Genomic DNA, 25,618 nt, shown 5'->3' with positions numbered 1-25,618 from the left:
GACGGCGTGGCGGTCGGCGCTGTCAGGCCCGCTCCTCTCGCACTGTGGCTTTCGCCTCGTCGGCGGCGCTGTCGGCCAGCCGGGTCGGCTCCGGGAGCTTGTAGCCGGCCGTGGTCGCGAGCACGAGTTCCGGGACCGTCGCGGCCCCGACGCGGTGGCCGGGACTCACGTAGAGTGGGTTGATGTGGCGGTTCGGCGAGTCGTACTGCCGCGTCTGGACGGCGTGGCCGATCAACGTTTCCGGCTCCGCGGTCTCGACGCTGTCGTCGGCCTCGATGCCGACGGTCGCGCCGACCGGGAGTGTCCGGTCCAGCGACTCGCGGGGCTCCCCACAGAGGAGGCTCTTGGCGACGCCGATCGCGGGCACGTCGAACAGGACGCCGACGTGGGTCGCCAGCCCGGCTTCGCGGAAGTGGATGCGTCCGCTGCCGTCGACGACCAGCAGGTCCGGGGTCCGTCGGAGTTCGCCCAGCGCCGCGACGATCGCGCCGCCCTCGCGAAAAGAGAGCAGGCCGGGGACGTAGGGGATCTCGGTCTCGACGGCGGCGTGGACCCGTTCGACGACTTCGCCGCCGCGGGTGAGGACGACCGCCGAGACCGCCACGTCGTCGACGAACGCCTGGTCGACGCCCGCGACCAGCGGCGGGTCCCCGGCGTCACGCTCGCCCTCGCCGTGGTCGCCGAGTCGCTGCTGGTCCGGCTCGCTGCGACCCAGGGCGGCCGGGTCGAACTCCAGATCGTCAGCGAACGTCGCCGTCGCCGCGATCTCTCGCTGGAGCGACTCCATCTCGTCGCGCCCGAGCGCGGGGTCCGGAAGGAACTCGGGTCGAGCGGGCTCCATCAGAACCGACCGCGGCCGGGACCACCCGGTCCGCCGGGACCGCCGGGTCCGCGACCGCCGCCACCGAACTGCAACTGATTGGGCGTCCGACGCTGGCCTTTGACCTGGCTGCCGTACCACAGCCCGATCACGAGACCGACGAGGTGGGCCATGTCGGCGACGTTGCCGCCGGTGAAGCCGCCGCCGACGCCGAGAATGCCGGCGACGCTGACGATCAGGTAGAAGCCGGTGATCGCCCAGATCGGCACCGGAATCAGGAAGTAGAGGTAGACCCGGAGGCTGGGGTTGAGGACCGTCAGGACGCCCATGATCGCCAGCCCGGCACCGCTGGCTCCCAGAACGCCGGCACCGAGGGCGGGCTGGTAGTCGAGGAAGACGAGCAGGTGTGAGAGCCCGATCTGTCCGAGGCCGGCCAGCGCACCGGAGACGAGAAACAGGATCGTGAACTGCTTCGATCCGACGTAGTCCTCGACGATCCGGCCGAAGAAGAAGATCACGATGCTGTTCAGCGCGATGTGGCCGAGGCTCAGCGGCGCGTGGGAGAACACGGAGGTGAACCAGGTCCAGACGTACTCGGGGTGCTGGGGCTGGAGCGTGAAGATCGCGCTCCAGGTCGGCCCGCCGATCGGGATGCCCACGAGGACGACCAGATGCTGCAAGAGGAAAGTGACCCACATCAGCCCCAGCATGGTGTAGGTCGCGTTCCCGCGGAAGTATCCGAGGATGCTGCCCGGCCCGGTGTCGACCGAGAGGCGGTCTCCCAGACCGCCGTTCCCGCCGCCGTCGTCGACACTGTCGTCGAATCCGCTGTCGAACACGCCGTCGGGGTCACCCCAGTCGTCCAGCCCCGGACAGTCGTGTGCCTCCGGCAGCCGGTGCTCCGAGCAGTAGGTCCCCCCGCAGTGGTGACACCGGTACGGCATGTTCTCGGTCTTGCCACACGCGTCGCACTTCGACATTGGCGAGTGCTTGGGCTGGCCGGTGCAAAGGGGTTGTGCTTGTGGCCCTCTCGGGGGCGTCTGTGATCGACGCCGGTCCCACACGGCACCTGTTCGGCCAAGGCTCTTTAGCGCGTGCCGCGAACGTCCAGCCATGCACAGCGGCGTCGTCGTCGCTGGCGGACGCTCGACGCGCTTTGGCGACCGAGACAAGGCGCTGGCCGATCTCGCGGGGACGCCGATGATCCGACGGGTCGCTGACCGCCTCGCGCCGGTCGTCGACGAGCTGGTGGTCAACTGCCGCGCCGATCAGCGCCGGGACGTGGCGGCGGCCCTCGACGGCCTCGACGTGCCGGTCTCGTTCGCGATAGATCCCGTCCCTGACCGCGGCCCGCTGGCCGGGATCGAGACGGGACTCGACGCGGTCGCGGGAGAGTACGCCGCCGTCGTCGCCTGCGACATGCCGTTCGTCGAGCCCGCTCTGGTCGCACACCTCTTCGAACGAGCGGCGGGCCGCGAGGCTGCCGTCCCACGGCCCGACGAGTGGTTCCAGACGACACAGGCGGTCTATGACGCCGACGCGATGGCCGACGCCTGCCGGCGGGCGCTCGACGACGGTCAGCGTCGCGTGGCCGTCACACTGGACGCCCTCGACGTCGCGGTGATCGACCGCGACGAGATCGAACGCCACGCGACGATGGAGACCTTCGAGAACCTCAACACGCGCGAGGCGGTCGAAGCCGCGCGGGACCGCCTCTGAGAGTGCCGGCAGCGCTGGCTTTTTTCTGGCCGGGCTCTTGGAGCGAGTATGCCGACAACACTTCCGGCGAGCGAGTTCCGCGATCGCCTCGCGAACGTCCGCGACCGGCTGGCGGCAGCCGACGCCGACGGTGCCGTCTGGTTCGACGCGACGAGCATCGAGTATCTGACCGGCTTTCACCACATCCAGACCGAGCGCCCGGTCGCGCTGGTCGTCACCGACGGGCGCGTCGAGATCACCGTGCCCCGGCTCGAAGTCGAGCGCGTCGAGCCCAACCCACGGATCGACGCCGTCCACAGCTACTTCGACTACCCCGGCGGCGAGCCGATCGCGACGGTCGCCGAGACGATCGCCGAACTCGGCGTCGAGGCGGTCCTCGCAGACAGCGACGGCGCGCCCGGCGTGATGGGCTACGAGGGGCCAGCGCTGAGCGAGTTCCTCGACGTGACCGAACACGACGGCTGGGTGGCCGGGATGCGCGAGGCAAAGAGCGACGCCGAAGTCGACCTGATCGAGGAGTCCGCGCGGTGGGCGAATCTCGGGCACCGCCACCTCGCAGACCTCACCGAGCCGGGGGCTCACCCGGCGACGGTCAGCCAGCGGGCGTCGCTGCAGGCGTCACGGGCCATGCTGGACACGCTCGGCTCCGAGTACGCCGTCCGGACCAGAGCCGACGGCCCGGTCCACGCCGGCTACATCAGCGGCTCGGAGACGGCACTCCCGCACGGTCACACGCCCAACGAGCGGCTCACGACCGGGGACGTGCTCGTCACTGGTGCGACCGCCAACGTCGACGGCTACTACGCCGAACTCGAACGGACGATGTTCGTCGGCGAAGTCAGCGACGAGCAGGCCCACTACTTCGAACTGATGGTCGAAGCCCAGGACGTGGCCTTCGAGGCGATGGGTCCCGGCGTCCCGGTCAGCCACGTCGATCAGGCGGTGTGGGACTACTTCGAGGAGCAGGGCGTCGCCGACCTCGCGCGCCACCACGTGGGTCACAACATCGGGATGGACGGCCACGAACCGCCCTACATCGATCGGGGCAACGACGCCGAGATGCGACCGGGCCACGTCTACACGATCGAGCCTGGCCTCTACACCGACGAGGCCGGCTACCGCCACTCGGACACGATCGCGATCACGGCAGACGGGATCGAGCGGCTGACATACTATCCGCGGGACCTCGAATCGAACGTCGTCAGGGAGTGATACGGGTTATTGTAGATCTTTCCCGGATCGAGCGAACGACAGTGTGCGGTCGACCGGGCAGACGGCGACAATAATCCGTCTGAGACGGGAGGACGGTGCGCTCCGGGACGCGACGACAACGTTCCATCTCAGACGAGGCGGGCGACGACGCCGCGATCCGGAGCGGGTGCCGTCGCTACTCGACGCTCACGGTCCGTGTGTCAGACGCTGACTGCGGGTCAGCTATCGGGAGAAAAACGTCGCGAGCCGGTCGGCTGCCTCGTCGACGCGCGGTGTCATCAGCGCGAAGCGGAACCACTCGCTGCGCGAGTCGCCGAAGGCCTGGCCGGGCATCCCCGCGACGCCGGCCTCGTCGATCAGTTCGTAGGCGTGATCGAAGTTTCCGTCGTAGCCATCGAAGCGGGCCATCACGTAGAATCCACCCTCGGGGCGGTCGTACTCCGCTCCGGCAGCTTCCAGTGTCTCACAGAACGTGTCGATCCGCTCGCGGAGTCGGTCTCGGATGTCGGCGTAGTACTCGGGACCCGTCGTCTTGAGCGCCCGCAGGACGGCGTACTGTGCCGGGCGCGAGCCGGTGACGTTCGTGAGCATGTGTCGCGTTCGCGCTCGTTCGAGCAGGTCGCCGGTTGGCCCGTCTTCTGGCGGGAAGATGGCGTACCCGACGCGCAGGCCCGTGATCGCCATCGCCTTCGAGAAGGAGTTGGTGGCGACGACGTTGGGTGAGTCGATCTCGACGGCCGAACTGAATCGGCCGGTGTAGTCGAAGTGGTCGTACACCTCGTCCGAGACCAGCAGGGCGTCGTTCACTTCGGCGATCTCGACGAGCCGTTCCATCACGTCGGCGTCGTACACCGCACCCGTCGGGTTGTTGGGCGTGTTGACGACGATCACCGCCGTCTCCTCGCTGGCCCGTTCCCGGACGCGTTCGGGATCGAGGTGGCCCTGCTCCTCGACCGGTACGAACCCGACATCGGCGTCGAGGAAGTGCGCTCGCCCGGCGTAGTAGGGGAAGACGGGATCGGTCAGCAGGATCTCGTTGCCGCTGAACCGTTCGAGACCGCCGAACACCGCGAGGTGGTTGGCCTCGCCGGCCCCGTTGGTGACGATGACGCGGTCGCGGTCGACACCGCGCCGGGCGGCGATGTGATCGCGTAGTTCCGGGAGTCCGTCGCTGGGCAGGTACTGGAAGTCGTCGGCCGGGAAGTCGGCGTACTCCCGCAGGCCGTCGCGAATGCCTGCGGGCGGGTCCCAGTCCGGGCTTCCGGACACCATGTCGATCACGTCTCGATCGGCGCGTCGCGCGTACTGGACCACCCGGAAGAACCGGGGCGTTTGATAGTCCATGATCGACAGTGTACGTCGACTCCCCTTTCTCTTTCTGTCTGCGGTCGTCACCCTTGCCGAACGAGGAGGACGACGACGCCGACCACGAGCAGGGCGATCCCCCAGAAGAGGTCGCTGCCGGGGAGGAATCCGAGGACGAGCGTGACGAGTCCGGAAGTGAGGAGCGACCAGCCGAGCGTCGTTCTGTAGGCCATGTGGACAGTACAAATCGGCGACAGATAAGCCGTCGGTCCGACCGTCGGTTCTGACCGCGCGGTCCAGCCGCCGCCGGGGTGGAACCATTATCCGACAGTCCGGCCAACGTGTGCGTATGCCAGACGACACTGACGGCGGGATCGAGGCCCGCGTCGGCGAGACACTGCGCGAGACCGACGCGACCGTCGCCGTCGCGGAGTCCTGTACCGGCGGCTTGATCGGCTCGCTGCTGACCGACGTGCCGGGGTCGAGTGACTACTTCGACCGGTCGGTCGTCACCTACTCCTACGACGCCAAGCGGGACCTGCTAGCGGTCGACCGCGAGGCCCTCGACGAGGTCGGCGCGGTCAGCGAGCCGGTCGCCCGCCAGATGGCTCGCGGCGTCAGAGACACCGCCGACACGACGTGGGGCGTCGCGACGACCGGCGTCGCCGGCCCCTCGGGCGGGACCGAGGCGACGCCGGTCGGCACCGCCTACGTCGGCGTCGCCTACGCCGCGCCGTGGGGAACCGGCGACTCGTCGACGTCGGTCGAGCGCTACGAGTTCGACGGCGACCGGACGACAGTCAAAGACGAGATCGCCAGACAGGCCCTCTCGGACCTCCAAGACGCGGTCCAGCGCCGAGCCTGACGCCCTCGTCCACGCCGGTCGGCACCGACGCCGGACGCCGGTGGAAATCGCCGACCATTATACCGGTCGCCAGCTAGCCACCACTGCATGAACAAACGCGGGCACGTGTTGAACGCGGCCCTGTTGAGTATCGGACTGGGGTACGTCCTCGAACCCTCCGGTGACGTGGTGACGTTCGTCACGATCGCCGAGGTGTCCGCGCCGATCGTCCTCGGCGCGCTCTTTCCCGACGTGGACACGGCCTTCGGCCGCCACCGCAAGACGCTGCACAACCTCCCGGTGCTCGCGATCTTCCTCGCGTATCCGATCTACTTCTCGAACCTCCAGTGGGTCTGGCTCGGCGTTTTGACCCACTACGCGCTGGACTACTTCGGCTCTCGGCGGGGGATCGCGCTGTTCTATCCGCTGTCGGACCAGGAGTACGGATCGCCCACCGGCGTCACAACCTCCAGCGACCGCGCCGAGATCGTCACCGTCGTGGTGACCGCCTTCGAGGTCGTCGTCGCGATCGTCCTCGTCCACGTCCTCCCGCAGTACGTGCCGGCCGAGGCGATGCAGATCGTCGGCCTGGCGGCCCCCTAGTACACCTTCACGTCGTCGAACCGACCGCCGTAGGCGACGTGGTTCGGGTGGGTCGGCTCCGTTCCCTGCAACAGGAGGCGATCGACTTTCGACCAGCTGTTCTCGTAGCCGAGGTGGCAAAACTCCACGCCACAGCGGAGCTGATGTGCGAGCCCGTCTCGATGGAACACCCGTCTGGGAGCCTCCTCGCGGAGCGCCCCGACGAGATCGTCGGCGTCGTCGATCTCGCGGTCGAAGGTGACCCAGGCCTCGCCGACGGTGCCCCTGACGTGGGCGTACGACGAGGTGAACGGCTCGATACCGAAGTCACTCGCCAGCGCCTCCGCCCGGCGGTTGTGGTGGGGCCAGTGCTTCGGGTTGTACACCTCGACGGCGTCGATCCGGTCGCGGTGTGCTCTGATCTCCTCACGCGTGAGACTGACGTTGAGAAAGCCGGGATGTGGAACGAGCGCGGCGGCGTTCTGGCGCTTCAGTTCCTCCATCGTCCCCTCCAGGGTGAGAAAGTCGGGCACCGGATCGGAGAGCCCGACGGCGAGGACGTGGCGGCGCTGTTGCCAGTTGCCGGTGAACAGCTCTCTGGCCGGGACGACGGTCAGCTCGTCGTCGGAGAACTGCGCCGCTCGGGATTCGATCTCTGGGAGCCGTGTGAAGTGCGGTGCGTAGACGAGTGCGTCCAGTCCGCGCGCTTTCGCCCGCTCGACGACGCGTTCGTCGAGCACTTTTACGTGCATGTCCACCCGACAAGCGCTCTCCGTCACACCACAACGTACCGTGGTCCCGTAATTAGTGATTGCGCTCTCGGTCGTCGGGGAGAACGCTTTTGACTCCGGCTCGCATCTCCTCGGACAATGCCACGCTGGGAGTGTGCGATCGACGCCGACGGCGAAGTCTTCGAACGCGTGGAGGACCTCATCGTCCACCAGTCTATCGAACACGAGCGGATCGCGTGCAAGGTCTGTGGAGCGGTGCTTCCCGACGGCTACTTCGCGATCCGCCACGCCTTCGACGAACACAGCCGCGCCGAGTACGTCCGGGCCTACGACGCCGACGCCTCCGAGGTCCGCCGCCGTGAGAACGTCAAGGAGAGCATCGAGGAGACCGCCGACATCAGAGAAGTCATCGACCGCCTCGAAGGCGACGAGAGTGCGCCGTAGCTGTGTGTCGTCGTTCGCGCAGTTCGTGACTGATAGGTAGTATTATCAGATGGCGAGACAGACCCCATCGTATGGCCCTCCCACGATGGTTCCCGATCGCTCGCAACGAGGCGTACGCGCTTCTCACTGCCAAAGGTCCCTGGTTACTGGCCCTCCTCCTCGTCGGCTGGGCGTACCGCCCGGAGTATCTCGCCTGGGACGAACTCGGGCGGAACATGACGGTCGCCTTCGTCCAGTCGGCTGGGAGCGTGCTCCTCCCACTCGGCGTGTTGCTGCTGAGCTACCGCTCGATCGTCGAGGAACGAGACTCGGGCAGCCTGAAGTTCCTGCTGGGGCTGCCGGTGACTCGCACCGACATCCTCGTCGGGAAGGTCCTCGGGCGGAGTGCCGGCCTCGCGGTCCCGTTCATCGTGGCCGCGGTCGTCCTGGGGCTGCTCGGAGCCGTTCGCTTCGGCCTCTTCTCGCCGCTGCTCTTTCTCGGAGTCACGCTCGTCACGCTGCTGTACGTCCTCACGCTCGTCTCGGTCGCCACGGCGGTGTCGGCGGTGACGACCAGCACGGTCCGCGCGACAGCGCTGGTCTTTGGCGGTTTCTATCTCTTGCTCACAGTGTTCTGGAAGACGATCGCGAGCGGTCCCGTCTACGGCGCGCTCACCGGCAGCGCCGCCGATCCCTACGCCGCGCCGGCCGACGGGCTCCTGTTCGTCTTGCTCCGTCTCACTCCGGAACGCGCCTACGGCGTCGTGACGAACTGGCTCCTCGGCGTCGGCAACTCCGGCGCGGGCTACAGTGTGGTCCTGACCAAGCTCCAGCCAGAATCGAACGTCAACGCGTTCGTCGTCGACGCGGCGTTTGGACAGACCACGGCACCGGTCTACCTCCACGAAGCGCTCGGGCTCGTCGTGCTTGTGGCCTGGTGTGTCGTCCCGTTGGCACTGGCTCGCTATCGCTTCGAACGGGGTGATCTCGCGTGACGCCGCCCGCCATCGAAACGGACGGCCTCACGAAGCAGTACGGCGACTCGACGGCGCTCTCAGAGCTGGACCTGACCGTCGAGCGAGGCGAGGTGTACGGCTTTCTGGGACCCAACGGTGCCGGCAAGTCGACGACGATCAACCTCCTGTTGAACTACATCAAACCCACCGCGGGCACGGCGCGGGTCCTCGGCCACGATCCGTGGAACGACGTGGTCGCCTGCCACCAGCGGGTCGGCATCTGCCCGGACCGGTTCGACACCTACGACGATCTCTCGGCGCGACGCCACCTCGAACTCGTCATCGACACGAAGCGCGCCGACGACACGCCGCGATCGCTGCTCGAACGCGTCGGGCTGGTCGACGCCATCGACAAGCCCGCCGGTGAGTTCTCCCAGGGGATGGAACAGCGGCTGGCCCTCGCGATGAGTCTCGTCGGCGACCCCGACCTCCTCGTGCTCGACGAACCCTTCACCGGACTCGATCCCCACGGGGCGTCCCTCGTTCGAGCAGTCGTCGACGCCGAATCCGAACGCGGCGCGACGGTGTTTTTCTCCAGTCACGTGCTCGGACAGGTCGAACTGGTCTGTGATCGCGTCGGCATCCTCCACCGGGGCCGCCTCGTCGCGGAGGGGTCGCTGGCCGAACTCCGAGACCGATGTGATCTGTCGACCGACGCGACCATCGAAGCGGTGTTTATGGAACTCACCGGCGACTCCGTTCGCACGGGGGAGGTGAGCGAATGAACCGACGCCGCTACCTCGGCCTCGCCACTGCGGCCATGAGCGGCCTCGCGGGCTGTCTGGCCGACACGGAGTACTCCGTGAGCGCCGTCGCCGTCGACGATATCGCTGCCCCACTCGCACTCGACGTGACGCCGGTCGACCGGAGCGTGACGGTCGACAGCCCCAGCACGCTCGCGCTCACGCTCCGGAACACCAGCGAGAAGCCAATCGAGATCCGAACGACGGGCGTCTGGCCGTTCGGCATGCTCGGCCTCGCCCCACCCGGCGAACACGGACCCGACGCGATCCTCCTGCTGTCGGACCAGTACGAGGAGACGGACCGGGTCGAGGCGACGGCCAGCAGCGCCCACCTCGACAACACCCCGATCACGGACACACTGGACGGCGGCGAGTCGGTCAGCGCGCAGTACGAGATCCACGGCGAGCGAGTCGTCGACACCGGAACCCACACGCTCCGTGGCTTCTTCGACGCCGTGCCCCTCTCCTATCGCGACCCCGACGCCGACGGATGGACCCAGTACCATCCCGACGTGACCGTCGACCTCTCGAAGCAGTCGCTGCTATCGTAGCGGCTCCTGTCGTCTGCTCCGAATCACCGGGGCTCGACCTTTTTCAGCGTCGGGGTCGCGTGGCGACCCACTCCTTGTAAAACTTCGTAGCAAACGATCCGCGACCGAGCGAAGTGAGGTCGCGGCGAATCGGCGACTTCGTCGCCGAACACTCGCTTACCGCTCTTCGGAGTCGAGCACGCGAATCTGGTCCCCGCGAACCGTCACGGGAATCGGGACCGTCGCCTCGTACAGCTCGACGGTGACCTGGTCTTTGCCCTCGTCGATGCGCTGGACCTGGGCCTTCTCGCCTTTGAACGGGCCGGCGATGAGTTCGACGATGTCGCCCTCGGCGATCCCCTCCACGTCGGGTTTCGGCGAGAGGAAGTGCTCGACCTCCGACAGCGAGGACTCGCCGGGGACGACGCCGTTGGCGTGGGGGATCTCGTCCAAGATCCGCTCGAAGACGCTGGCGTCGTCGGCCTCGACCATGACGTAGCTGGTCAGCGAGTCCGGCGCGAGGGCGGCGTGGATCGACTCCTCCTCGCGGCTGATGATCATGTCTGCGACGGTGCGTTCCTGACTGGCCGTGGTTTTGACTGCGTAGATTCCCATAGTATCACGCTGGCGTAGAGCCGGGGACGACCGACATCAACACGAAGATGACGAATCCGATGAGTCCGACGAGTACGATGCCAGCCCCCGCGATGAGGGCGACCCTGGAGAACTCTTCCCAGGAGGGCGTGCTGGCGAGCTTGAGCACCCGCACGTACGAGGTGAGATCGTAGGGTACGTCCATGCCGACCGGTAGCCACCGGGGGCTTTTCTATATTGTGGTCGGCATTTCGCCGCGGCGTCGCGGGTCACGTGACCGGCGACGCCGCTCGGCCGCCGCCGTTCCCGTTGGCTACTCGACCCGCTGGCGATAGAGCAGCTCCGGGAGCCCACGCCACAGGACGACCAGCAGCGCGACGATCACGGCCATAGATAGCCCGTAGAACGCACCCAGAACGACGCCGTCGACCAGCTCTATCGCCGAACTCGACAGGAGTATCGCCGCGTACAGCACCATCATCGAACCGACGAAGGTCGCCCAGCCGCTCCGCGTCGTCGGTGCAGACACCATACTGTCGTCTTCACGAGCGGTCGAAATAGTACTTTTCGTCGCGCTGGCAGCGAAAGGACTGTCTCGCGGGCGAGTCGCTCGTCGGGGACTACTCGACGTAGTCGATGTCTTCGCCGAGTTGCTGGGCGGCCTTCTCGCGTTCGGCCTCGCTCTGGCCGTAGATCTGCGGGCTCTCGACGCCGGTGACGACGATCATGGTCTCCATCTTCCCCTCGAACTCCTGGTTGACGCTCGCGCCCCAGATGATGCGAGCGTCGGGGTCGATCCGGTCGTAGATCTCCTCGACGACGCCCTCGGCTTCTTCGATGGACATGTCGGGGCCACCGACGACGTTGACCAGCGCGGAGTTGGCACCGTCGAACTCCACGTCCAGCAGCGGCGAGCGAAGCGCCGAGCGGATCGAGTCCTGGGCCTTGTTCTCGCTGTCGGACTCCCCGAGGCCGATCATCGCGACGCCGCCGTTCTCCATGATGGTGCGAACGTCGGCGAAGTCGACGTTGACGAGGCCGGGCTTGGTGATCAGTTCGGTCATCCCCTTGACCGAGCGCATCAGCACGCGGTCACAGATCTTGAACGCGTCCTGCAGCGGCATGGAGGGCGCGTAGTCGAGCAGGCGGTCGTTGGGGACGACGATGACGGTGTCGGAGACGGCACGGAGGCGTTCGAGGCCGGCGTCGGCGTTGGCGCGGCGTCGCTCGCCTTCTGCGGTGAACGGGATGGTGACGATCGAGATCGTCAGCGCGTCGGACTCCTGTGCGGCCTGTGCGACGACGGGGGCGGCACCGGTCCCGGTCCCGCCACCCAGTCCAGCGGTGACGAACACCATGTCGGAGCCGTCGATGGACTGCTGGATGTCTTCGATGTTCTCCTGGGCGGCCTCTTCGCCGATCTTCGGGACCGAGCCGGCACCGCGGCCGCCGGTGCGTTTCTTGCCGATGAGGATCTTCGTGTCGGCCTTGACCTCGTCGGCGAGGTGCTGGGCGTCGGTGTTGGCAGCCACGAGCTTCGCGCCGTGGATTCCCTCTTCCATCATTCGGGTGACCGTGTTGCCGCCCGCGCCCCCACAGCCGACGACGGTGATCTTGGTTTCGAGGTCCTTGACCACGTCGGCCAGCTCTTCGTCGGTCATCGTCCCAGACGTGTTCGTGGCGTCTGGCGTGGTCGAACTCTGGTCCTGGTCGGGCCCCTCAGAAGCGGGATCGCCTCCGTCCCGCTCCTCCTCGGCCTCGTCGATTGCGTCGTCGATTATGGAGTCCATAATTTGAACGCCGATAACAAACGAGCGCTTATTAGTGTTCCCCTGCTGTCTGACGACTGGCTGACGTATTTCGACGGCGGCGGCCGATTCCGGGCCGAACAGTTACGCAGACCGTACTTCTGGGAGTTCGAACTCGTCGACGCGCTCTCGGACCACGTCCGCGGGGTCGACGGTCTCGCCGTCGACCTCGACCGAGTGGCCGGCCGAAAGCTGGCCGAACTTCGGGCCTTCGGGCACGCCGCACTCGCGGGCCAGCGACGGGTCGAAGGTCGTTTCGCGCGCCCGGAGGCAGTCGCCGTCCCGAACGACCTCGTCGTACGACTGTGCCAGGACCGCGGTGAGCCCCTCGACGATTGGCTCGCGGTCGTCGGGCGCTGGCAGCGCCACGGGGCCGACGACTTCGGTCCCGTTCTGTTCGGTGTCGAACGCCAGCGCGGTCTCGGCGACGACCGCTCGGGTCCGTTCCCGGTCGATCCCGCTCACTCTGGCCAGCAACTCCCCAGACGGGTCCCAGACGACGAAGTCAGCGTCGTGGGTTCTCGCGGGCTCGCCACACCGGAGGCCGTCGTCGATGGGTCCGATAGCGGCTTCCAGTCGGTCGACCAGTCCCAGCGAGACGCCGCTGGTCTCGCGGACCCACGTCTCGTCGACGACCCGATAGCCGAGGTCTTCGATCGTCTCGCGCAGTGCCGGCCGCTCGGCCTCCAGCAGTGCGTAGTCGGCACGGCTCTCCTCGAAGGCTCGCTCGATCACGGCCCGGTTGTCCCGTGGATCGCCCATCGCGTCCAGCGCCCAGTCGGCACCGACGTGGCCGATCGCCCAGTCGGTCTCGCGCAGGACGCGCTCGAACCTGGGGGCGTAGTGGCCCCCGCCAAAGCCCACGAGATGGCGACGCGTCCCGTTCTCTCGTGGTGTGTCGGGCTCGGTGTCTTCCAGCGCGAGGATCGCCCGCGCGACTGCCCGCGCGGCGTCGGCGTCGTCCCACTGGGGCTCGTCGCTCCCGACTTCGACGAACATCGAGGGAGCGCCGACGACGCTGGGGCCGTGGTGGGTCGCCTCCATCCCTACCTCGTAGCCCTCGGGCGCGAACGATTCGAGCGCCTCGACGACCCTGCGGTGTGCGTTCGGGCAGGCACGGGCGAGGACGCCGTCCGCGCCGCCGAACTCTGCCGGCCCGAAGTTGCCCGTGTGGTGTGCGGTCAGCAGCGGCCCCGTCTCACCGGCGTGGCGCGACGCGAAGACGAGCAGGTCGGGGTCGTCGAAGGCCGTCGCGGCCGATTCGAGGTCGAGGTGGATCGCGTCGAACGTTCGGAGTTCGACCCCGTCCCGACGGTAGACGGTGCCGCCACCGTCGCCGTCTGGCCGCTCCTCGTCGACCGTCTCCGTCCACTCGACCAGATCGAGCAGCTGTTCGCCCACGTGTTCGGAGGCCGAGTCAGATCGCGAGACGACGACGGCGAGCATCAGTCCGCGAACTCCTCGTGGACGGTCTCACGATCTGTCGCGTCACGGACCGCGTCGGCAGTCAACCCGAACAGCAACTGCACCGACTTGCGACGCTTGATCAGCAGCGCGGTCCCGGCGACCATGTAGACCGCAGTGTAGACCAACAGGAGTTCGTAGCTGTCGACGGGCAGGGCCAGCCACTCGCGGATCAGGACGAACTCGAGGAGTACCTGCGAGATGAACAGGCCAAAGAGGACCAGCGCCTCGCGGATGCTGATCTCGAAGTTACTGAGGATCGCCAGCGCGAAGTACGACTGGGCGGCGGTGATCCAGATCTCGGCTGCCTGCTTCGCGTCGAACGGCAGGACGCCGTAGGCCCCGTACGAGATCGAGAACACGACCGAGAGGGTCCCGATCAGCAGCGTCCACTGGTTGAGCTTCGAGGAGATCAGGGCGTTGAACCCGGCCGTCGAGCGGGCCTTGTTGACCAGCACCGCGACGACGATCAGCTCCGGCGACTCGCTGGCCAGGGGCGCGACCCACTGGATCATGAAGAACTGCGGGATCCCGTTGTCGATCCCGATCTGTTCGAGTCCGTGGGCGAACGGCTCGACGGCCGTGAAGATCACCACGCCGGAGTAGACGAACAGCACGATCACGGACAGGGGTCGCCACGGCAACGGCCACTGCTGGAGGTACTTGGGGACGCCGACGTGCTCCTCGCCCTGTTCGATGTCGGACTTGAGGATCAACGCGATGTAGGCGACGTAGAGCCCCACGAGGACGACCGTATCGAGAATGTCGATGCCGCCGCCCAGTGGCACCAGGAAGGCCCAGACCGTCGCGGCAAAGAGGAACGTGATCTCGGTCGCGATGTCGGTGTCGAGCTGGACCGAGTCGCCGAGCCATCCCTCGCGGTCCTGGACGGCAGGGTCTTTCGTCTCGAAGGCCCGCGAGACCGTGAACACGGCGATCCCGGCCCAGCCGATCCCGATGAGGATGCGGTTCGCGCCGGTCATGTTGGCCACGGCGAGGTTGGCGTCGTGGCAGGCCCCGGCAAGGGCCGTCTCGCCGGCCTCGATAGCGGCCGGTGAGAGCGCGTTACAGGCTTCGGTCGTCGCGCCACCGGCACCGGCGTTCCAGGCGTACAGCGCGTCGACGGCGTACTCCGGTGCGACGGCCAGCACCGCGAGGACGGCGATCGCGAAGGCACGCGGCACGTCTTTCTCCGCCGTCTCGGCTCCCCACGCCAGCAGGAAGGACGCACCGAGGACGGCGATCCCCGTCAGAGCGACCTCCGAGAGGGTGCCGAGGTGGACGACGCTACCGGCAAGCAGACCGACGCCGACCAGCGTGTTGTAGACGAACAGCACCATCCAGGGGGCTGTCAGCCCGGCTGCGACTCCGATCTGGACCAGTGGATGACGAAGGCGGCTCACTACCACACCCCTGGATAGGTCCGTCCGAAAAGCTTGCGAAACGGCCGGCGAGTGGTCGTCGGTCGTCGCGACCGTGTCTTTGATATCCACCGCGCGTGCCCAGGCGGTATGGACGTGTTCGGTCTGATCGGGAACCCGGTGGGTCACTCGCTGTCGCCGCCGATGCACGAAGCGGCCTACGAACAGCTCGACATGGACGCTCGCTACGTCACCTTCGAGCCGGACGAAGACGCGGCCGCCGCCGCCATCCAGAGCGCCCGGACGCTGGGAATCACGGGGCTGAACGTCACGATCCCGTTCAAGCAGGCGGCCTTCGAAGCCGTCGACCCGGATCCGCTGGCCCAGCGGATCGGCGCGGTCAACACGGTCGACCTGACCGGCGACGAGCCACGCGGTTACAACACGGACGCCGTCGGTGCCGTGCGCGCGCTCCGCCGCCACGACGTGGCCCTCGACGGCACCGCAGTCGTGGTCGGCGCGGGCGGTGCCGGTCGGGCGGTCGCGTTCGGGCTGGCCGACGAGGGGATGGCCGTCCGGATCGCCAACCGGACCGTCGAGCGCGCTCACGACCTCGCCGCGGACGTGCCGGGGGCGACCGGCCACGGACTCGACGAACTACACGACACCGTCGCCGACGCGGACGTGCTGGTCAACTGTACCAGCGTCGGGATGGACGAGGACGCGACCCCGGTGCCGGCCGACGCCCTCCACGGCGATCTGTCCGTCCTCGACGCCGTCTACTCGCCGATCGAGACGCGACTGCTCCGGGCGGCCGACGCCGCCGGTGCGACGACCGTCGACGGCGCGTGGATGCTCCTGTTCCAGGGCGTCGAAGCGTTCGAGCGCTGGACCGGTGTGTCCGCACCGGTCGCGGCGATGAACGACGCACTCCGGGATCGCCTGTGAGAACGTTGCCACTAACCCGGAAGGTGTTAAGTGTCGGCGACCAGTAGCCCCCCACATGGGTCTGTTGCAGAAACTGAAATCGGCACTCGGGCTCGACGCTTCGGGGTCGCCGTCCGCCGGGGCCAACGCTCCCCAGGACGTCGACGTGACCGTCGAGCGCGAGCCGTCGACGGAGTCGGAGGACGCCGTCAAGGGGACCGACACTGACACCGCAGAGGCAACGCACGACGCGGACGACGAGACTGAATCAGAGACCGTCGGCGAGCAGGCCGACGCGGACGACGAAGCCGAGACGACTGCGACGCCCTCCACGGAGCAGTCCGACGACGAGCCGTCGGTCGAGAACGACGCCCCAGTCACCGAGATCAAAGGCGTCGGGCCGGCCTACGCTGAGCGACTGGAGAACGCCGGCATCTCGACCGTCTCGGAGCTCGCGGCGGCCGACGCCGACGAACTGGGCGAGGCGACCGATCTCTCACCCAACAGAGTCTCCGGGTGGATCGAACAGGCGAACTCCTTTTGACACTGCCGCCAGTCGCCGCTTCCAGCCGTCGCCGGAGTCGCGGTGTTCTCACAGATCGACGGCCGACGGCGTGACCGTCGACCGCAAGGGAATTATCTGCTGGACACGTCCTGTTCGGTAATGCCCACTGTCGTTACCGACAGGGACGCGTTCGGCTCGGTCGCCGCCGACGCCAGTCCCGCGGCCCGCGTTCCCGTCGAGGTGCGCGTCACCGTCTCGGATCCGTTCGCCGCCTATCGGCGCGCACGCGACGGCGACGCGGCCGGCGGCGTCTACCTCGGGACGACCGGCGGCCAGTCCGGCTGGGGTTATTTCGCGACGATGCCAGCCGATTTCCACGAGGTCGGCCCCGGCGAGGCCGACTCGCTGGCCGTCCTGGCCGACGCCGTCGACGCCGACGACCTCGCGCGTGGCGATTGCGACGTTCCGTATCCGTGTGGGGTGATCGGGTGGCTCTCCTACGACGTGGCCCGCGAACTGGAGACACTGCCCGACGACGCACTCCGTGATCGTGCGCTCCCGCGCCTCCAGCTCGCGACCTACGACCGGATCGCCGCCTGGGAGGAACCCCGCGGCGACGAGGTCACACTCCGCGTGACCGCCTGTCCGCGCCTCGACGAGTTCGAACGGCCGGCGCTGGCCTACGAGTTCGGCCGCCAGCACGCGCTGGAGTTGGCCAGGGCGGCCGTCGACGGCGATCCGTCGGTCGGTGATCCGCCCTCGGCGGCCGACGACGCGCGGTTCGAGAGCGACTGCACGCCCGAGGAGTACGCCGACCGCGTGCGGGCCGTTCAGGACGCTGTCCGTGACGGCGACACCTTCCAGGCGAACGTCTCACAGCGCCTCGTCGCCCCGGCGGCCGTCCACCCCGTCGCGGCCTTCGACGCCCTCCGGACGGTCAATCCGGCCCCCTACTCGGCGCTGGTGGAGTTCCCCGGCGTGGACCTCGTGAGCGCCAGCCCCGAGTTGCTGCTCCACCGCGACGGCGCGGTGGTCGAGACGGAGCCGATCGCCGGCACGCGCCCGCGAGGTGACACGCCAGAAGACGACGCTGACCTCGAAACGGAGCTACTCGACGACGAGAAAGAGCAGGCCGAACACGCGATGTTGGTCGATCTCGAACGCAACGACCTCGGCAAGGTCAGCCAGTTCGGCAGCGTCGAGGTGACCGACTACCGGCGGGTCGACCGCTACTCCGAAGTGATGCACCTCGTCTCGAAGGTCGAGGGCCGTCTACGCGACGGGATGGACCTCGCCGACGCCGTCGCCGCCGTCTTCCCCGGCGGGACGATCACTGGTGCCCCCAAGCCCCGGACGATGGAGATCATCGACGAACTGGAAGCGACCCGACGCGGCCCCTACACCGGTTCGGTCGGGATCTTCGGATTCGACGACCGGGCGACGCTGAACATCCTCATCCGGACGCTGGTGCGCTACGAGTCCCGGTACTACCTCCGGGTGGGCGCGGGAATCGTTCACGACTCCGTCCCCCGCAGGGAGTACGACGAAACGCTCGCGAAGGGACGGGCACTGATCAACGCCGTCGACGAGGCACTCGACGCCGACGCCGAGATGACCGTGGAGGCCGAGCGATGAGCGTCGCGCCGACGATCCTGGTGATCGACAACTACGACTCCTTCGCCTACAACCTCGTCCAGTACGTCGGCGCGGTCGTCGAGCGCCTCGGCGGCGGTCCCGACGACGTGCTCGTCCGGCGCAACGACGCGGTCTCGATCGCTGAGATCGAACACCTCGACCCGGACGGAATCGTGGTCTCGCCCGGCCCCGGAACCCCCGAGGCGGCCGGCGTCTCGATGCCGATCTTCTCGCGGCTCCGGTACCCGACGCTCGGGGTCTGCCTGGGCCACCAGGCGCTGTGTAGCGCCAACGGTGCCGAGGTGACTCACGCGGAGTCGGTCGTCCACGGCAAGTCCTCGACGGTCACCCACGACGGGACGGGCGTGTTCGCGGACCTGCCCGATCCCTTCGAGGTCGGTCGCTACCACTCCCTGGCCGTCGAGCGAACCGCACTGCCCGACGCGCTCGAAGAGACTGCAGCCACGGTTTCTGCGACCGACGGGGATGCCGGAGACGACGCCGAGGGCGACCGCCGTATCGTCATGGGCGTGCGCCACCGCGAGCGGCCCCACGTCGGCGTCCAGTTCCACCCCGAGAGCATCCTCACCGACGGCGGCAAGACGATGATCGAGAACTTCTGTCTCCAATGCAATACCACGTAAACGGCGATCTCGTTCCGGCGAGCGAAGCGAGCGTCCCCGTCAGAGACCGTGGGTTCCAGTACGGTGACGCGGCCTTCGAGACGATCAGGGCCTACGGCGGCGTCCCCTTCGAGTGGACGGCCCACCGCGAGCGCCTCCAGCGGACCGCCGAGACGCTCGGCTTCGGCGACGCAGTGCCCGACGACCTCCGGGACCGCGTCGACGAGACCCTCGCCGCCAACGACCTCGACGACGCCTACGTCAAGCTCTCTGTCACCCGCGGCGTCCAGCCCGGGAAGCTGACGCCCGACGAGACGGTCGATCCGTCGATCGTCGTCGTCGTCCGCGAGCTTCCACGCGGCGGGACCGAAGGCGAGTCAGTCTGGGACGATCCGGCGGACGTACAGACCGTCAAGACCCGACGGGTGCCCGACGCGGCGCTTCCGGCCGACGCCAAGACCCACAACTACCTCAACGGAATCCTCGCTCGGCTGGAACTGCGCCGCGCCGCGACCGACCGCTTCCAGGCCGACGAGGCGCTGTTGCGCGACACCGACGGCCACGTCGTCGAGGGTGCCACCAGCAACCTCTTTTTCGTCACCGAGGCCGGCCTGCGAACGCCCGCCAGCGAACTGGACCTGCTGCCCGGCGTCACTCGTTCGGTCGTGATGGAACTGGCCGACGCCGAGGACTTCCCCGTCGAGACCGGGACGTACACCGTCGACGACGTTCGCGAGGCAGACGAGGCGTTCCTGACGAACTCGACCTGGGAGATCCGGCCCGTCGCAACCGTCGACGGCATCGACGTGGGCACCGGACCGATGACGAAGCTCCTCCAGCGGCTCTACGACGAACGCGTCGAGAGCGAGTGCTACGAGTAACCCAGTTATCGCTCTCGTCGGACCCACCCGTCGACCGAGCGGGCGCTGGCGAGGTGGACGAATACGAACACACTCACGCCCGCCATGGCACCGGCAACACCACTCGTGGCGATCGGCACCGAAATCTCCAACAAGAGTATCAGCCCCCACAGGACGCCAGCGATGAGCACGACGATCGCGAGTTTACGAACGCCGCTTGCATCGTCACCGTGTTCGTCGATCCGGCGGCCCAAGCTGGTGTGTTTGAACGGGCCGAGCGTGAGGAGGGTAACGGCAGTGCCGGCGAGGAACCACGGCCACGCGACGACCCGTGTCTGGACGTACGAGGACTGCCAGAGCATGAAGACGCCCATCAGGATGTCCAGCCACGTCGGGGGGTGGTCGGGCAGAAACTGCAGGTGGCGTTCGAATCCCATCGATACAGTCCGTGTCTCACTCCTGGTGGATGGCACTTACGCAGGCCGGACGTCGACGGCCTCGTAGACGCCAGGCAGGTCGGTCCCCCGGACCGTCGCCGTCACTTCTACGCCCTCTTCGACGGCGTCGTCGGTGACGATCGTCACCGGTTCGATCGGGTCGCGCCTGAGAAACGACCAGAGCCGTTCGAGCCAGCCCGGCTTGCCGCCCTCGCGACAGACGAGGACGTACCGCGACTCCGCAAGCGCCGCCAGCTCCGCGACCAGTTCGGCCTCGTCGAGTTCCGCCGGGCCGACGACGTGAATCACCTCGCCCGTGATCGTCTCGGTCATACTCTCACTCACCAGGCGGCGGGAATCTACCTTGCGGTCCGGGATGCAACTCTCGAACGTAGCCTCGGACGGATTCGAACTGCGAAGGCTCGAATTCGCTCGTCCTCTGAGTTCGAACCGCCGAGGATATTTGCGCCTCACGGGTTTGTTCGGCGCAAAAGTAGTCCCGGGCGGATTCGAACCGCCGTCATGGGCTCCAAAGGCCCATATGATTGGCCACTACACCACGGGACTTCACCTGGGTATTGCTCGGCGGTGTTTAATAGAATTGTCTTTGCGGTCGCCGTCTGCCACAGGACTGGCCACTGGGTAGCCGGGTCGGGGCACGTCTTCGGTTCAGATCGGCGGCGCTAGTCTGACGCCTCGGCTTCCAGTTCGATCAGTCCGCACACGTCGTCTTCGGCGTCGAAACAGTCCGGGCACTGCGGTTCCCGGTCGATGATCGTGTCCAGTCGCTCGGCGACGGTCTCGTCGATGACCCCCTCCAGTTGCTTTGCCTCGCCGCGGAACTCCTCGACTTCGAGCACTTCGAGGAGAAACCGCTCGATGATGCAGTAGTTCTGGAGCGCCTCGCGAGCGCGGTGGATCCCCTCGTCCGTGAGGTCGACGCCCTTGTACTTCTCGTGTTCGAGGAGGCCCTGGTCTTCGAGTTTGCCGATCATCTCGTTGGCACTGGCCGGGCTGACTTCGAGCATGTCGGCCACGTCACCGGTCGATGCTGGGCCGTCCTCCTGTTCCTGGACGAGGTAGATGGCTTTCAGATACTGGTTAGCGGTGTTCACGTGGATCCCTCCGTTGGTGTCGCGGCGGCACTCATTCGCGTTCCTCCATGAGTTCGGTCACTTCTTCGACGCCGTCTGCTTCCTCGTCGCGGATGCGTTCGAGCGTCGAGAGGAGTCGATCTCGGTCGATGCTGAACTCGGTCTCGGAGGTCTCGATCGCTCCGATCAGGTCGTCGTAGAACTTGTACGCCGTCTCCTCGTTGCACAGTTGATCGTAGAGGACGCCGTCGAACTCGTCGTCGCTCTCGTACTGGGCCTCGACGAGCGTCTGGATCTCGTCGAACGGCACCGTCTCGGCGTCCAGTTCGGCGATCAACTCTTCGAGGGCGCGTCGATGCTGTTCGGACTCTTCGGCGGCGTGGTCCAGCAGTCGATCGACCGCGGGATCGAGATCCGCCGAGACGCTGGCGTGCTTGTCGGCGCGCGCCTCGACGACCTCTTCGAGGACGACGCCGATCTGGAGCAGCCGCGCGAGCTGGTGGTCGGAGCCGACTGGCCGCTGGAGGCTCACGGTACCTGCCCCCGTCGGTCACGCGTCTGTACAGTCATAGTCGTTGCTCGGGGAGGCGGCGACTTAAGCGGTTCCCTCGCAGTTCCGTCCGTCCGGTCGTTCGAGCGCCAGAACGGGGTCCCGAAGGATCGAACGTGTCACTGACGGGTCTGTGTTACGGGCGGGTGACCGCCACCCGGAGGTGGGAACTCGCTCGCGGCGGTGACGCCTCGTGGCCTCATACCGCCGGCTGACTGTCTGTAAAAAATGTTGCGACCCCGTGGTCGCACATATCTTGCAACAGTGCCAGCCGGCCGTATCAGTCCTCGTCGGACTCGAACGTCGCGAAGATCTCCGCCTGCTCGGCAGCACTGGACTTGTACAGCGCCCAGAAGCTCAGGAGTCCGAGATCCTCGTTTTCGGCCCAGTCGACGATGGCGCTGGCGTCGTCGGTCGTGAAGTTGTCCTCGCCGACGTTCGGCGTCACACCCAGCATCTCCCAGCGTTCCTGCTCGGATTTGTCCGGGTAGACGTTGGCCAGCCAGTCGACGGTCCCCTGTCCGGCCGAGGGGATGATCGAGGTGTAGTCGCCCGAGAAGCCCATGGTCATGATGTTGACGTAGGACAGGTCGATTCCCTTCTCGACGGCGTCGCTGACCATGTCCTTGGCTGGCGAGTAGTTGCGGTTCTCGATGCCGCCCTGTCCGGCCGGGACGGTGTAGGAGATCTTCACTTCGGGGCGCTCGTCTTGCAACATCGCGAGCGCCTCGTTGCGGATCTCGTAGACGCTGCCGTCACGGCCTGCCTCGTTGGCGTTCTCGTCGTCGATGTCGAGGTGAGTGACCCCGAGCGTGTCGAGGATGTCTGCGTAGACGTTCTTCAGTTCCGTCGCGTCGGTCGCGTCCCGTGCGACGGTCCGGCCGTCCCAGCCACCGATGGCGACCCAGACCTCGATACCGTTGTCCTGGAGCGTCTGGATCTCGTCGGTGTAGTCGGTGAGCGGACGCTGGCCGTCCGAGGTGAGCCAACCGGGGTTGACCTCGCCGTCGTCGGTCGCGTCGCCGACGAACGAAACGACGACACGATCCGTGTCGACGTTCAGCGTCCCGTCGACGAGACTTCCCCACGTGCCCTGGTAGGGCGCGAACACGTCGTCTTCTTTCTCGGAGCCGCCACCGCTGTCGCCGACCGCGACGCTCACGGAGTCGCTGGCGGTCGCGCCAGCGTCGTCGGTCACCGTCAGCGTCGCCGTGTACTCGCCTTTCGCGTCGTAGCTTCTGGTGACGGTCTCGCCCGTCTCGGTGGTGCCGTCGTCGAAGCTCCACTCGTAGCTCGTGATCGAGCCGTCCTGATCGGCAGAGCCGGAGCCGTCGAAGGTGACCGTCTCGCCGACCTCCGGCGAGGAGGGCGAGGCCGAGGCGACCGCACTGGGTGCGAAGTTCCCACACGTGCCCACCAGCGTCCAGACGTTCTGGCTCTCGGCGGGTTCGGTGCCGCTGGTCCACCACTCGGCTTCCCAGAGCCGACCGTCGTAGATCACTCTGTCGCCGCCGGTGTAGGTCGCCCCCGAATCGTACTGGGGGAAGTCGTCGCAGTTCGCGCTGTCACTGCCGTCGCCGTCGTCGCCGTCGTCTCCCCCGTTCCCGCCGCAAGCGCCCTCGCGCGTCCAGACGTTGGCGCTCTCGGACGGTTCGTCCTGGGTCCACCACTCGGCGGTCCAGAGTGCACCGTCGTAGGTGACCTGGTCGCCACCGGTGTAGGTGGTGTCGGCGTCCCACTCCGGGACGCTACTACAGTCTGCGCCAGCCGCGATGCCGCTGGCTCCGATACCGAGTGCTGTCAGTGCCGATGCCTTACGTAGAATGTTCCGTCGTGTCTGTTTCATTGGTGTGATAGTGTGACTCGTTCGTCAGCGATCGATTCGACGCGCCGAAAAAAGCGATGTGACCGGCGTTATGCGGTCCGGTTGATCGTGTCGAGCAGCGTCTCGTTCCAGTCCTGGGAGAGCTCCCAGAACATGACGCCCTGCATGCCACGCTCTTTGGCGAACTTGACCTTCTCTTCGATGGCCTGTTCGTCGTCGTAGCTGATGATCGTCTCTTCGTCTTCGTTGACGATGTAGGGGACCGCACCGGGGTCGTGGCGCTTCTTCGTCCAGCCGTCTGCGCCCTCGATGTTCTCTTCGAGGTCACCGAAGTCGAACGCGCCGGTCGGGTCAGCGCCGTCTTCGAGCTGGTCGTGCCACGTGCCCTTCGGGAGACCGCTGTAGCTGCCGTACATCTCGGTGCCGTTGAAGCCTCGGCCGTAGAACGGCAGCCCGAGGACCAGTTCGTCGTACTCGGCGGGCTCGGCCGGCGGGTACTCCCACTGACCGGGCCAGTAGCCCGTCTCGTCGTGGTCGCCAGCGTAGAGCTTGTCGACCGAGTACTCGACGAAGTACTGGGCGGTGTAGGTCTCGCCGTACTGGCTGTTCTCCGTGGGGTGGGAGTCGCCGTACAGCGGCGCGTTCTGTCCCACGACGTCCATCCACGAGCCCGTGAAGTCGTAGGCCATGATGGAGGCGAAGTCACAGATCTCGCCGATGTCGCCGTGGCGGAGGCCACCGGCGTTCCAGTCCGAGCCACCGTTGGCGATGGATAGCTCGTAGTACTTGCCGTCTTCCTGGGCGGCTGCATCGAGCGTGTCGCGCAGCGCCTGCAGGAGGTCGACGTGGGTCTCGTAGTCCTTGTTGCTCCCACACTGGCACTTGCCCTGGGAGCTACCGGGGTGTTCCCAGTCGATGTCGATGCCGTCGAGGTTGTACTCCCGGAGGATCTCGACACACCGGTCGGCGAAGGACTGCCGGTTGCTCTCGGTCGCGGCGATCTCGGAGAAGCCGGTCGAGTCTGCCCAGCCACCGATCGAGAGCGTAATCTTGGTGTCCGAGGCCGCTCCGTCCTTGAGCTCCTTGAACCGCTCGAGGTTCTTGCGGTCCTGGTCGCTCATGATCGTCGGCACTGCCTTCTCTGCGTCGACGCCGAGGAACGCGTACTGGACGTGGGTGACCTTGTCGAAGGGAATGTCCTCGGGGTAGTAGTCGTACTCCGGCGTGGCCTTCCAGCCGGGGTAGTAACCGATGACCTTGAACTCGTCGTCGGGGCCGTCCGGTGCCGGCATGACCGAGAGCGTCTCGGTGACGGAACTGGACGCGCCCTCGGCGTCCGTGACCGTCAGCGTGACCTCGTAGTCTCCGGCCTCGTCGAAGGTCAGCGAGTTCTCCGCACCTTCGACGGTGCCGACGTTCTCGATCTCCCACTCGTAGCTCAGGGAGTCGCCGTCGGGATCGGAGGAGCCGCTGGCGTCGAGGGTCACTTCCTCACCCGGCTCGGGCGAGGACGGCGAGACGGTGAAGGAGGCCTCGGGCGACTGATTCTCGTCGCCGCCACCGCCGCCGCTGTCGCCACAGGAACCTTCCAGCGTCCAGACGTTCTCGCTCTCGGCTGGTTCGGTGCCCTTGGTCCACCACTCGGCGGTCCAGAGCTTGCTGTCGTAGGTGACCTGATCGCCGCCCGAATAGGCCATGCTCGAATCCCACGCCGATACTTCGCTGCAATTAGTGGTGTCGCCGCCGTCGCCCGGTGGCGTGGAGCCACAGGCACCTTCCTTTGTCCAGACGTTGGCGTCCTCCGCCGGCTGGGTGCCACTGGTCCACCACTCGGCGGTCCAGAGCGCACCGTCGTAGATGACCTGATCGCCGCCGGTGTAGGTGGCCCCCGAGTCCCACTCGGAGACGCCACTGCAGTCTGCTGCTGTTGCGGTCGCACTGGCACCGACTGCCAGTGCCGACAGAGCCGTTGCCTTCTGTAGCATGTCGCGTCGTGTTTCTCTCATGTAT

Annotated in this window: 30 protein-coding genes and 1 tRNA gene; 13 read left to right on the top strand and 18 right to left on the bottom strand. The window is 67.0% G+C overall.

The genetic code is table 11. The features are described 5' to 3' along the window. Positions 1 to 22 precede the first annotated feature (22 nt). Both AC5FRZ_RS11820 and AC5FRZ_RS11815 read right to left on the bottom strand, forming a co-directional pair. Positions 23 to 841, bottom strand: coding sequence for an endonuclease V (locus AC5FRZ_RS11820; RefSeq protein ID WP_493564672.1), 819 nt, complete (start codon positions 839 to 841; stop codon positions 23 to 25). Further along, a complete protein-coding gene (locus AC5FRZ_RS11815; RefSeq protein WP_170094973.1) occupies positions 841 to 1,800 on the bottom strand; it encodes a rhomboid family intramembrane serine protease in 960 nt (319 codons plus the stop codon). Before AC5FRZ_RS11815 ends, AC5FRZ_RS11820 begins: the two co-directional genes overlap by 1 nt. Positions 1,801 to 1,933: 133 nt before the next feature. On the opposite strand from AC5FRZ_RS11815, the gene mobA reads away from it, so the two are divergent. Together mobA and AC5FRZ_RS11805 are read left to right on the top strand one after the other, a co-directional pair. Beyond that, positions 1,934 to 2,539 (top strand): molybdenum cofactor guanylyltransferase, encoded by a 606-nt coding sequence (gene mobA / locus AC5FRZ_RS11810; protein WP_170094972.1) that lies wholly within the window; start codon positions 1,934 to 1,936, stop codon positions 2,537 to 2,539. Positions 2,540 to 2,587: 48 nt separating this feature from the next. Next, complete coding sequence (locus tag AC5FRZ_RS11805; RefSeq protein ID WP_493564671.1) at positions 2,588 to 3,751, top strand: M24 family metallopeptidase; 1,164 nt, start codon at positions 2,588 to 2,590, stop codon at positions 3,749 to 3,751. A 222-nt stretch (positions 3,752 to 3,973) separates the two neighbouring features. Here the strand turns inward: AC5FRZ_RS11805 and AC5FRZ_RS11800 are convergent, their stop codons facing one another. Beyond that, positions 3,974 to 5,095, bottom strand: coding sequence for a pyridoxal phosphate-dependent aminotransferase (locus tag AC5FRZ_RS11800; RefSeq protein WP_372480541.1), 1,122 nt, complete (start codon positions 5,093 to 5,095; stop codon positions 3,974 to 3,976). A gap of 47 nt (positions 5,096 to 5,142) precedes the next feature. Beyond that, positions 5,143 to 5,289 carry a hypothetical protein gene (locus tag AC5FRZ_RS11795; RefSeq protein ID WP_493564670.1) on the bottom strand — a complete coding sequence of 49 codons (147 nt, stop codon included), beginning with the start codon at positions 5,287 to 5,289 and terminating at the stop codon, positions 5,143 to 5,145. A 116-nt stretch (positions 5,290 to 5,405) separates the two neighbouring features. On the opposite strand from AC5FRZ_RS11795, the gene AC5FRZ_RS11790 reads away from it, so the two are divergent. Together AC5FRZ_RS11790 and AC5FRZ_RS11785 are read left to right on the top strand one after the other, a co-directional pair. Further along, positions 5,406 to 5,921 (top strand): CinA family protein, encoded by a 516-nt coding sequence (locus AC5FRZ_RS11790; protein WP_493564669.1) that lies wholly within the window; start codon positions 5,406 to 5,408, stop codon positions 5,919 to 5,921. 87 nt (positions 5,922 to 6,008) lie between these two features. After that, a complete protein-coding gene (locus AC5FRZ_RS11785) occupies positions 6,009 to 6,503 on the top strand; it encodes a metal-dependent hydrolase (protein ID WP_208626552.1) in 495 nt (164 codons plus the stop codon). Here AC5FRZ_RS11785 and AC5FRZ_RS11780 read toward each other — a convergent pair. Continuing rightward, positions 6,500 to 7,234: a PHP-associated domain-containing protein gene (locus tag AC5FRZ_RS11780; protein WP_170094967.1), complete on the bottom strand. Its 735-nt coding sequence runs from the start codon at positions 7,232 to 7,234 to the stop codon at positions 6,500 to 6,502. The genes AC5FRZ_RS11785 and AC5FRZ_RS11780 overlap by 4 nt on opposite strands. Before the next feature lie 117 nt (positions 7,235 to 7,351). Here AC5FRZ_RS11780 and AC5FRZ_RS11775 point away from each other — a divergent pair, with 117 nt between their 5' ends. From AC5FRZ_RS11775 to AC5FRZ_RS11760, 4 genes are all read left to right on the top strand, one after another. After that, a complete protein-coding gene (locus tag AC5FRZ_RS11775) occupies positions 7,352 to 7,657 on the top strand; it encodes a DUF7565 family protein (protein WP_018258068.1) in 306 nt (101 codons plus the stop codon). 71 nt (positions 7,658 to 7,728) lie between these two features. Further along, complete coding sequence (locus AC5FRZ_RS11770; protein ID WP_493564668.1) at positions 7,729 to 8,631, top strand: ABC transporter permease subunit; 903 nt, start codon at positions 7,729 to 7,731, stop codon at positions 8,629 to 8,631. Next, positions 8,628 to 9,377: an ABC transporter ATP-binding protein gene (locus AC5FRZ_RS11765; RefSeq protein ID WP_493564667.1), complete on the top strand. Its 750-nt coding sequence runs from the start codon at positions 8,628 to 8,630 to the stop codon at positions 9,375 to 9,377. Before AC5FRZ_RS11770 ends, AC5FRZ_RS11765 begins: the two co-directional genes overlap by 4 nt. After that, complete coding sequence (locus AC5FRZ_RS11760) at positions 9,374 to 9,946, top strand: DUF8130 domain-containing protein (protein WP_493564666.1); 573 nt, start codon at positions 9,374 to 9,376, stop codon at positions 9,944 to 9,946. The genes AC5FRZ_RS11765 and AC5FRZ_RS11760 overlap by 4 nt, the downstream gene beginning before the upstream one ends. 156 nt (positions 9,947 to 10,102) lie before the next feature. Here AC5FRZ_RS11760 and AC5FRZ_RS11755 read toward each other — a convergent pair whose 3' ends face one another. From AC5FRZ_RS11755 to AC5FRZ_RS11730, 6 genes are all read right to left on the bottom strand, one after another. Then, complete coding sequence (locus AC5FRZ_RS11755) at positions 10,103 to 10,540, bottom strand: transcription elongation factor Spt5 (RefSeq protein ID WP_153553970.1); 438 nt, start codon at positions 10,538 to 10,540, stop codon at positions 10,103 to 10,105. 4 nt (positions 10,541 to 10,544) lie between these two features. Further along, complete coding sequence (locus AC5FRZ_RS11750; protein WP_015763884.1) at positions 10,545 to 10,724, bottom strand: protein translocase SEC61 complex subunit gamma; 180 nt, start codon at positions 10,722 to 10,724, stop codon at positions 10,545 to 10,547. Positions 10,725 to 10,832: 108 nt separating this feature from the next. Further along, entirely contained in the window at positions 10,833 to 11,051 is a 219-nt protein-coding gene (locus AC5FRZ_RS11745) for a hypothetical protein (RefSeq protein ID WP_208626545.1), read from the bottom strand. Positions 11,052 to 11,139: 88 nt separating this feature from the next. Then, the gene (gene ftsZ, locus AC5FRZ_RS11740) at positions 11,140 to 12,309 is read right to left on the bottom strand and encodes a cell division protein FtsZ (RefSeq protein WP_153553968.1); all 1,170 of its coding nucleotides are present in this window, start codon (positions 12,307 to 12,309) and stop codon (positions 11,140 to 11,142) included. A gap of 102 nt (positions 12,310 to 12,411) precedes the next feature. Beyond that, the gene (locus tag AC5FRZ_RS11735) at positions 12,412 to 13,773 is read right to left on the bottom strand and encodes a D-aminoacyl-tRNA deacylase (protein ID WP_493564665.1); all 1,362 of its coding nucleotides are present in this window, start codon (positions 13,771 to 13,773) and stop codon (positions 12,412 to 12,414) included. Further along, a complete protein-coding gene (locus AC5FRZ_RS11730) occupies positions 13,773 to 15,194 on the bottom strand; it encodes a calcium:cation antiporter family protein (RefSeq protein WP_493564664.1) in 1,422 nt (473 codons plus the stop codon). The genes AC5FRZ_RS11735 and AC5FRZ_RS11730 overlap by 1 nt, the downstream gene beginning before the upstream one ends. 108 nt (positions 15,195 to 15,302) lie before the next feature. On the opposite strand from AC5FRZ_RS11730, the gene AC5FRZ_RS11725 reads away from it, so the two are divergent. The 5 genes from AC5FRZ_RS11725 (at position 15,303) to AC5FRZ_RS11705 (ending at position 19,723) form a co-directional block, all read left to right on the top strand. Next, entirely contained in the window at positions 15,303 to 16,100 is a 798-nt protein-coding gene (locus tag AC5FRZ_RS11725; protein ID WP_170094962.1) for a shikimate dehydrogenase, read from the top strand. 55 nt (positions 16,101 to 16,155) lie between these two features. Next, the gene (locus AC5FRZ_RS11720; RefSeq protein ID WP_170094961.1) at positions 16,156 to 16,623 is read left to right on the top strand and encodes a DUF4332 domain-containing protein; all 468 of its coding nucleotides are present in this window, start codon (positions 16,156 to 16,158) and stop codon (positions 16,621 to 16,623) included. Between the two features lie 120 nt (positions 16,624 to 16,743). Beyond that, on the top strand, positions 16,744 to 18,219 hold the full coding sequence (pabB, locus tag AC5FRZ_RS11715) for an aminodeoxychorismate synthase, component I (protein WP_493564663.1): 1,476 nt from the start codon (positions 16,744 to 16,746) through the stop codon (positions 18,217 to 18,219). Continuing rightward, the gene (locus AC5FRZ_RS11710) at positions 18,216 to 18,863 is read left to right on the top strand and encodes an anthranilate synthase component II (RefSeq protein ID WP_493564662.1); all 648 of its coding nucleotides are present in this window, start codon (positions 18,216 to 18,218) and stop codon (positions 18,861 to 18,863) included. The genes pabB and AC5FRZ_RS11710 overlap by 4 nt, the downstream gene beginning before the upstream one ends. Then, complete coding sequence (locus AC5FRZ_RS11705) at positions 18,848 to 19,723, top strand: aminotransferase class IV (RefSeq protein ID WP_493564661.1); 876 nt, start codon at positions 18,848 to 18,850, stop codon at positions 19,721 to 19,723. The genes AC5FRZ_RS11710 and AC5FRZ_RS11705 overlap by 16 nt, the downstream gene beginning before the upstream one ends. Before the next feature lie 5 nt (positions 19,724 to 19,728). Here the strand turns inward: AC5FRZ_RS11705 and AC5FRZ_RS11700 are convergent, their stop codons facing one another. From AC5FRZ_RS11700 to AC5FRZ_RS11670, 7 genes are all read right to left on the bottom strand, one after another. After that, positions 19,729 to 20,076, bottom strand: a complete 348-nt coding sequence (locus tag AC5FRZ_RS11700) for a hypothetical protein (protein ID WP_493564660.1) — start codon at positions 20,074 to 20,076, stop codon at positions 19,729 to 19,731. 99 nt (positions 20,077 to 20,175) lie between these two features. Further along, on the bottom strand, positions 20,176 to 20,472 hold the full coding sequence (locus tag AC5FRZ_RS11695) for a DUF7526 family protein (protein WP_493564659.1): 297 nt from the start codon (positions 20,470 to 20,472) through the stop codon (positions 20,176 to 20,178). Positions 20,473 to 20,633: 161 nt separating this feature from the next. Continuing rightward, a tRNA-Gln gene (locus AC5FRZ_RS11690) sits at positions 20,634 to 20,706 on the bottom strand. Between the two features lie 116 nt (positions 20,707 to 20,822). Beyond that, positions 20,823 to 21,254, bottom strand: a complete 432-nt coding sequence (locus tag AC5FRZ_RS11685; RefSeq protein WP_015763873.1) for a metal-dependent transcriptional regulator — start codon at positions 21,252 to 21,254, stop codon at positions 20,823 to 20,825. A 31-nt stretch (positions 21,255 to 21,285) separates the two neighbouring features. Beyond that, entirely contained in the window at positions 21,286 to 21,765 is a 480-nt protein-coding gene (locus AC5FRZ_RS11680) for a ferritin-like domain-containing protein (RefSeq protein WP_170094955.1), read from the bottom strand. Between the two features lie 298 nt (positions 21,766 to 22,063). Continuing rightward, a complete protein-coding gene (locus AC5FRZ_RS11675; protein ID WP_493564658.1) occupies positions 22,064 to 23,629 on the bottom strand; it encodes a PKD domain-containing protein in 1,566 nt (521 codons plus the stop codon). 68 nt (positions 23,630 to 23,697) lie between these two features. Beyond that, complete coding sequence (locus AC5FRZ_RS11670; protein ID WP_493564657.1) at positions 23,698 to 25,614, bottom strand: glycosyl hydrolase family 18 protein; 1,917 nt, start codon at positions 25,612 to 25,614, stop codon at positions 23,698 to 23,700. Positions 25,615 to 25,618: the final 4 nt, after the last annotated feature.

It is taken from the genome of Halomicrobium sp. HArcht1-1 (assembly GCF_058933285.1).
The sequence above is the reverse complement of the archived record's forward strand: the minus strand, read 5'-3'. Positions and strand labels throughout refer to the sequence as shown.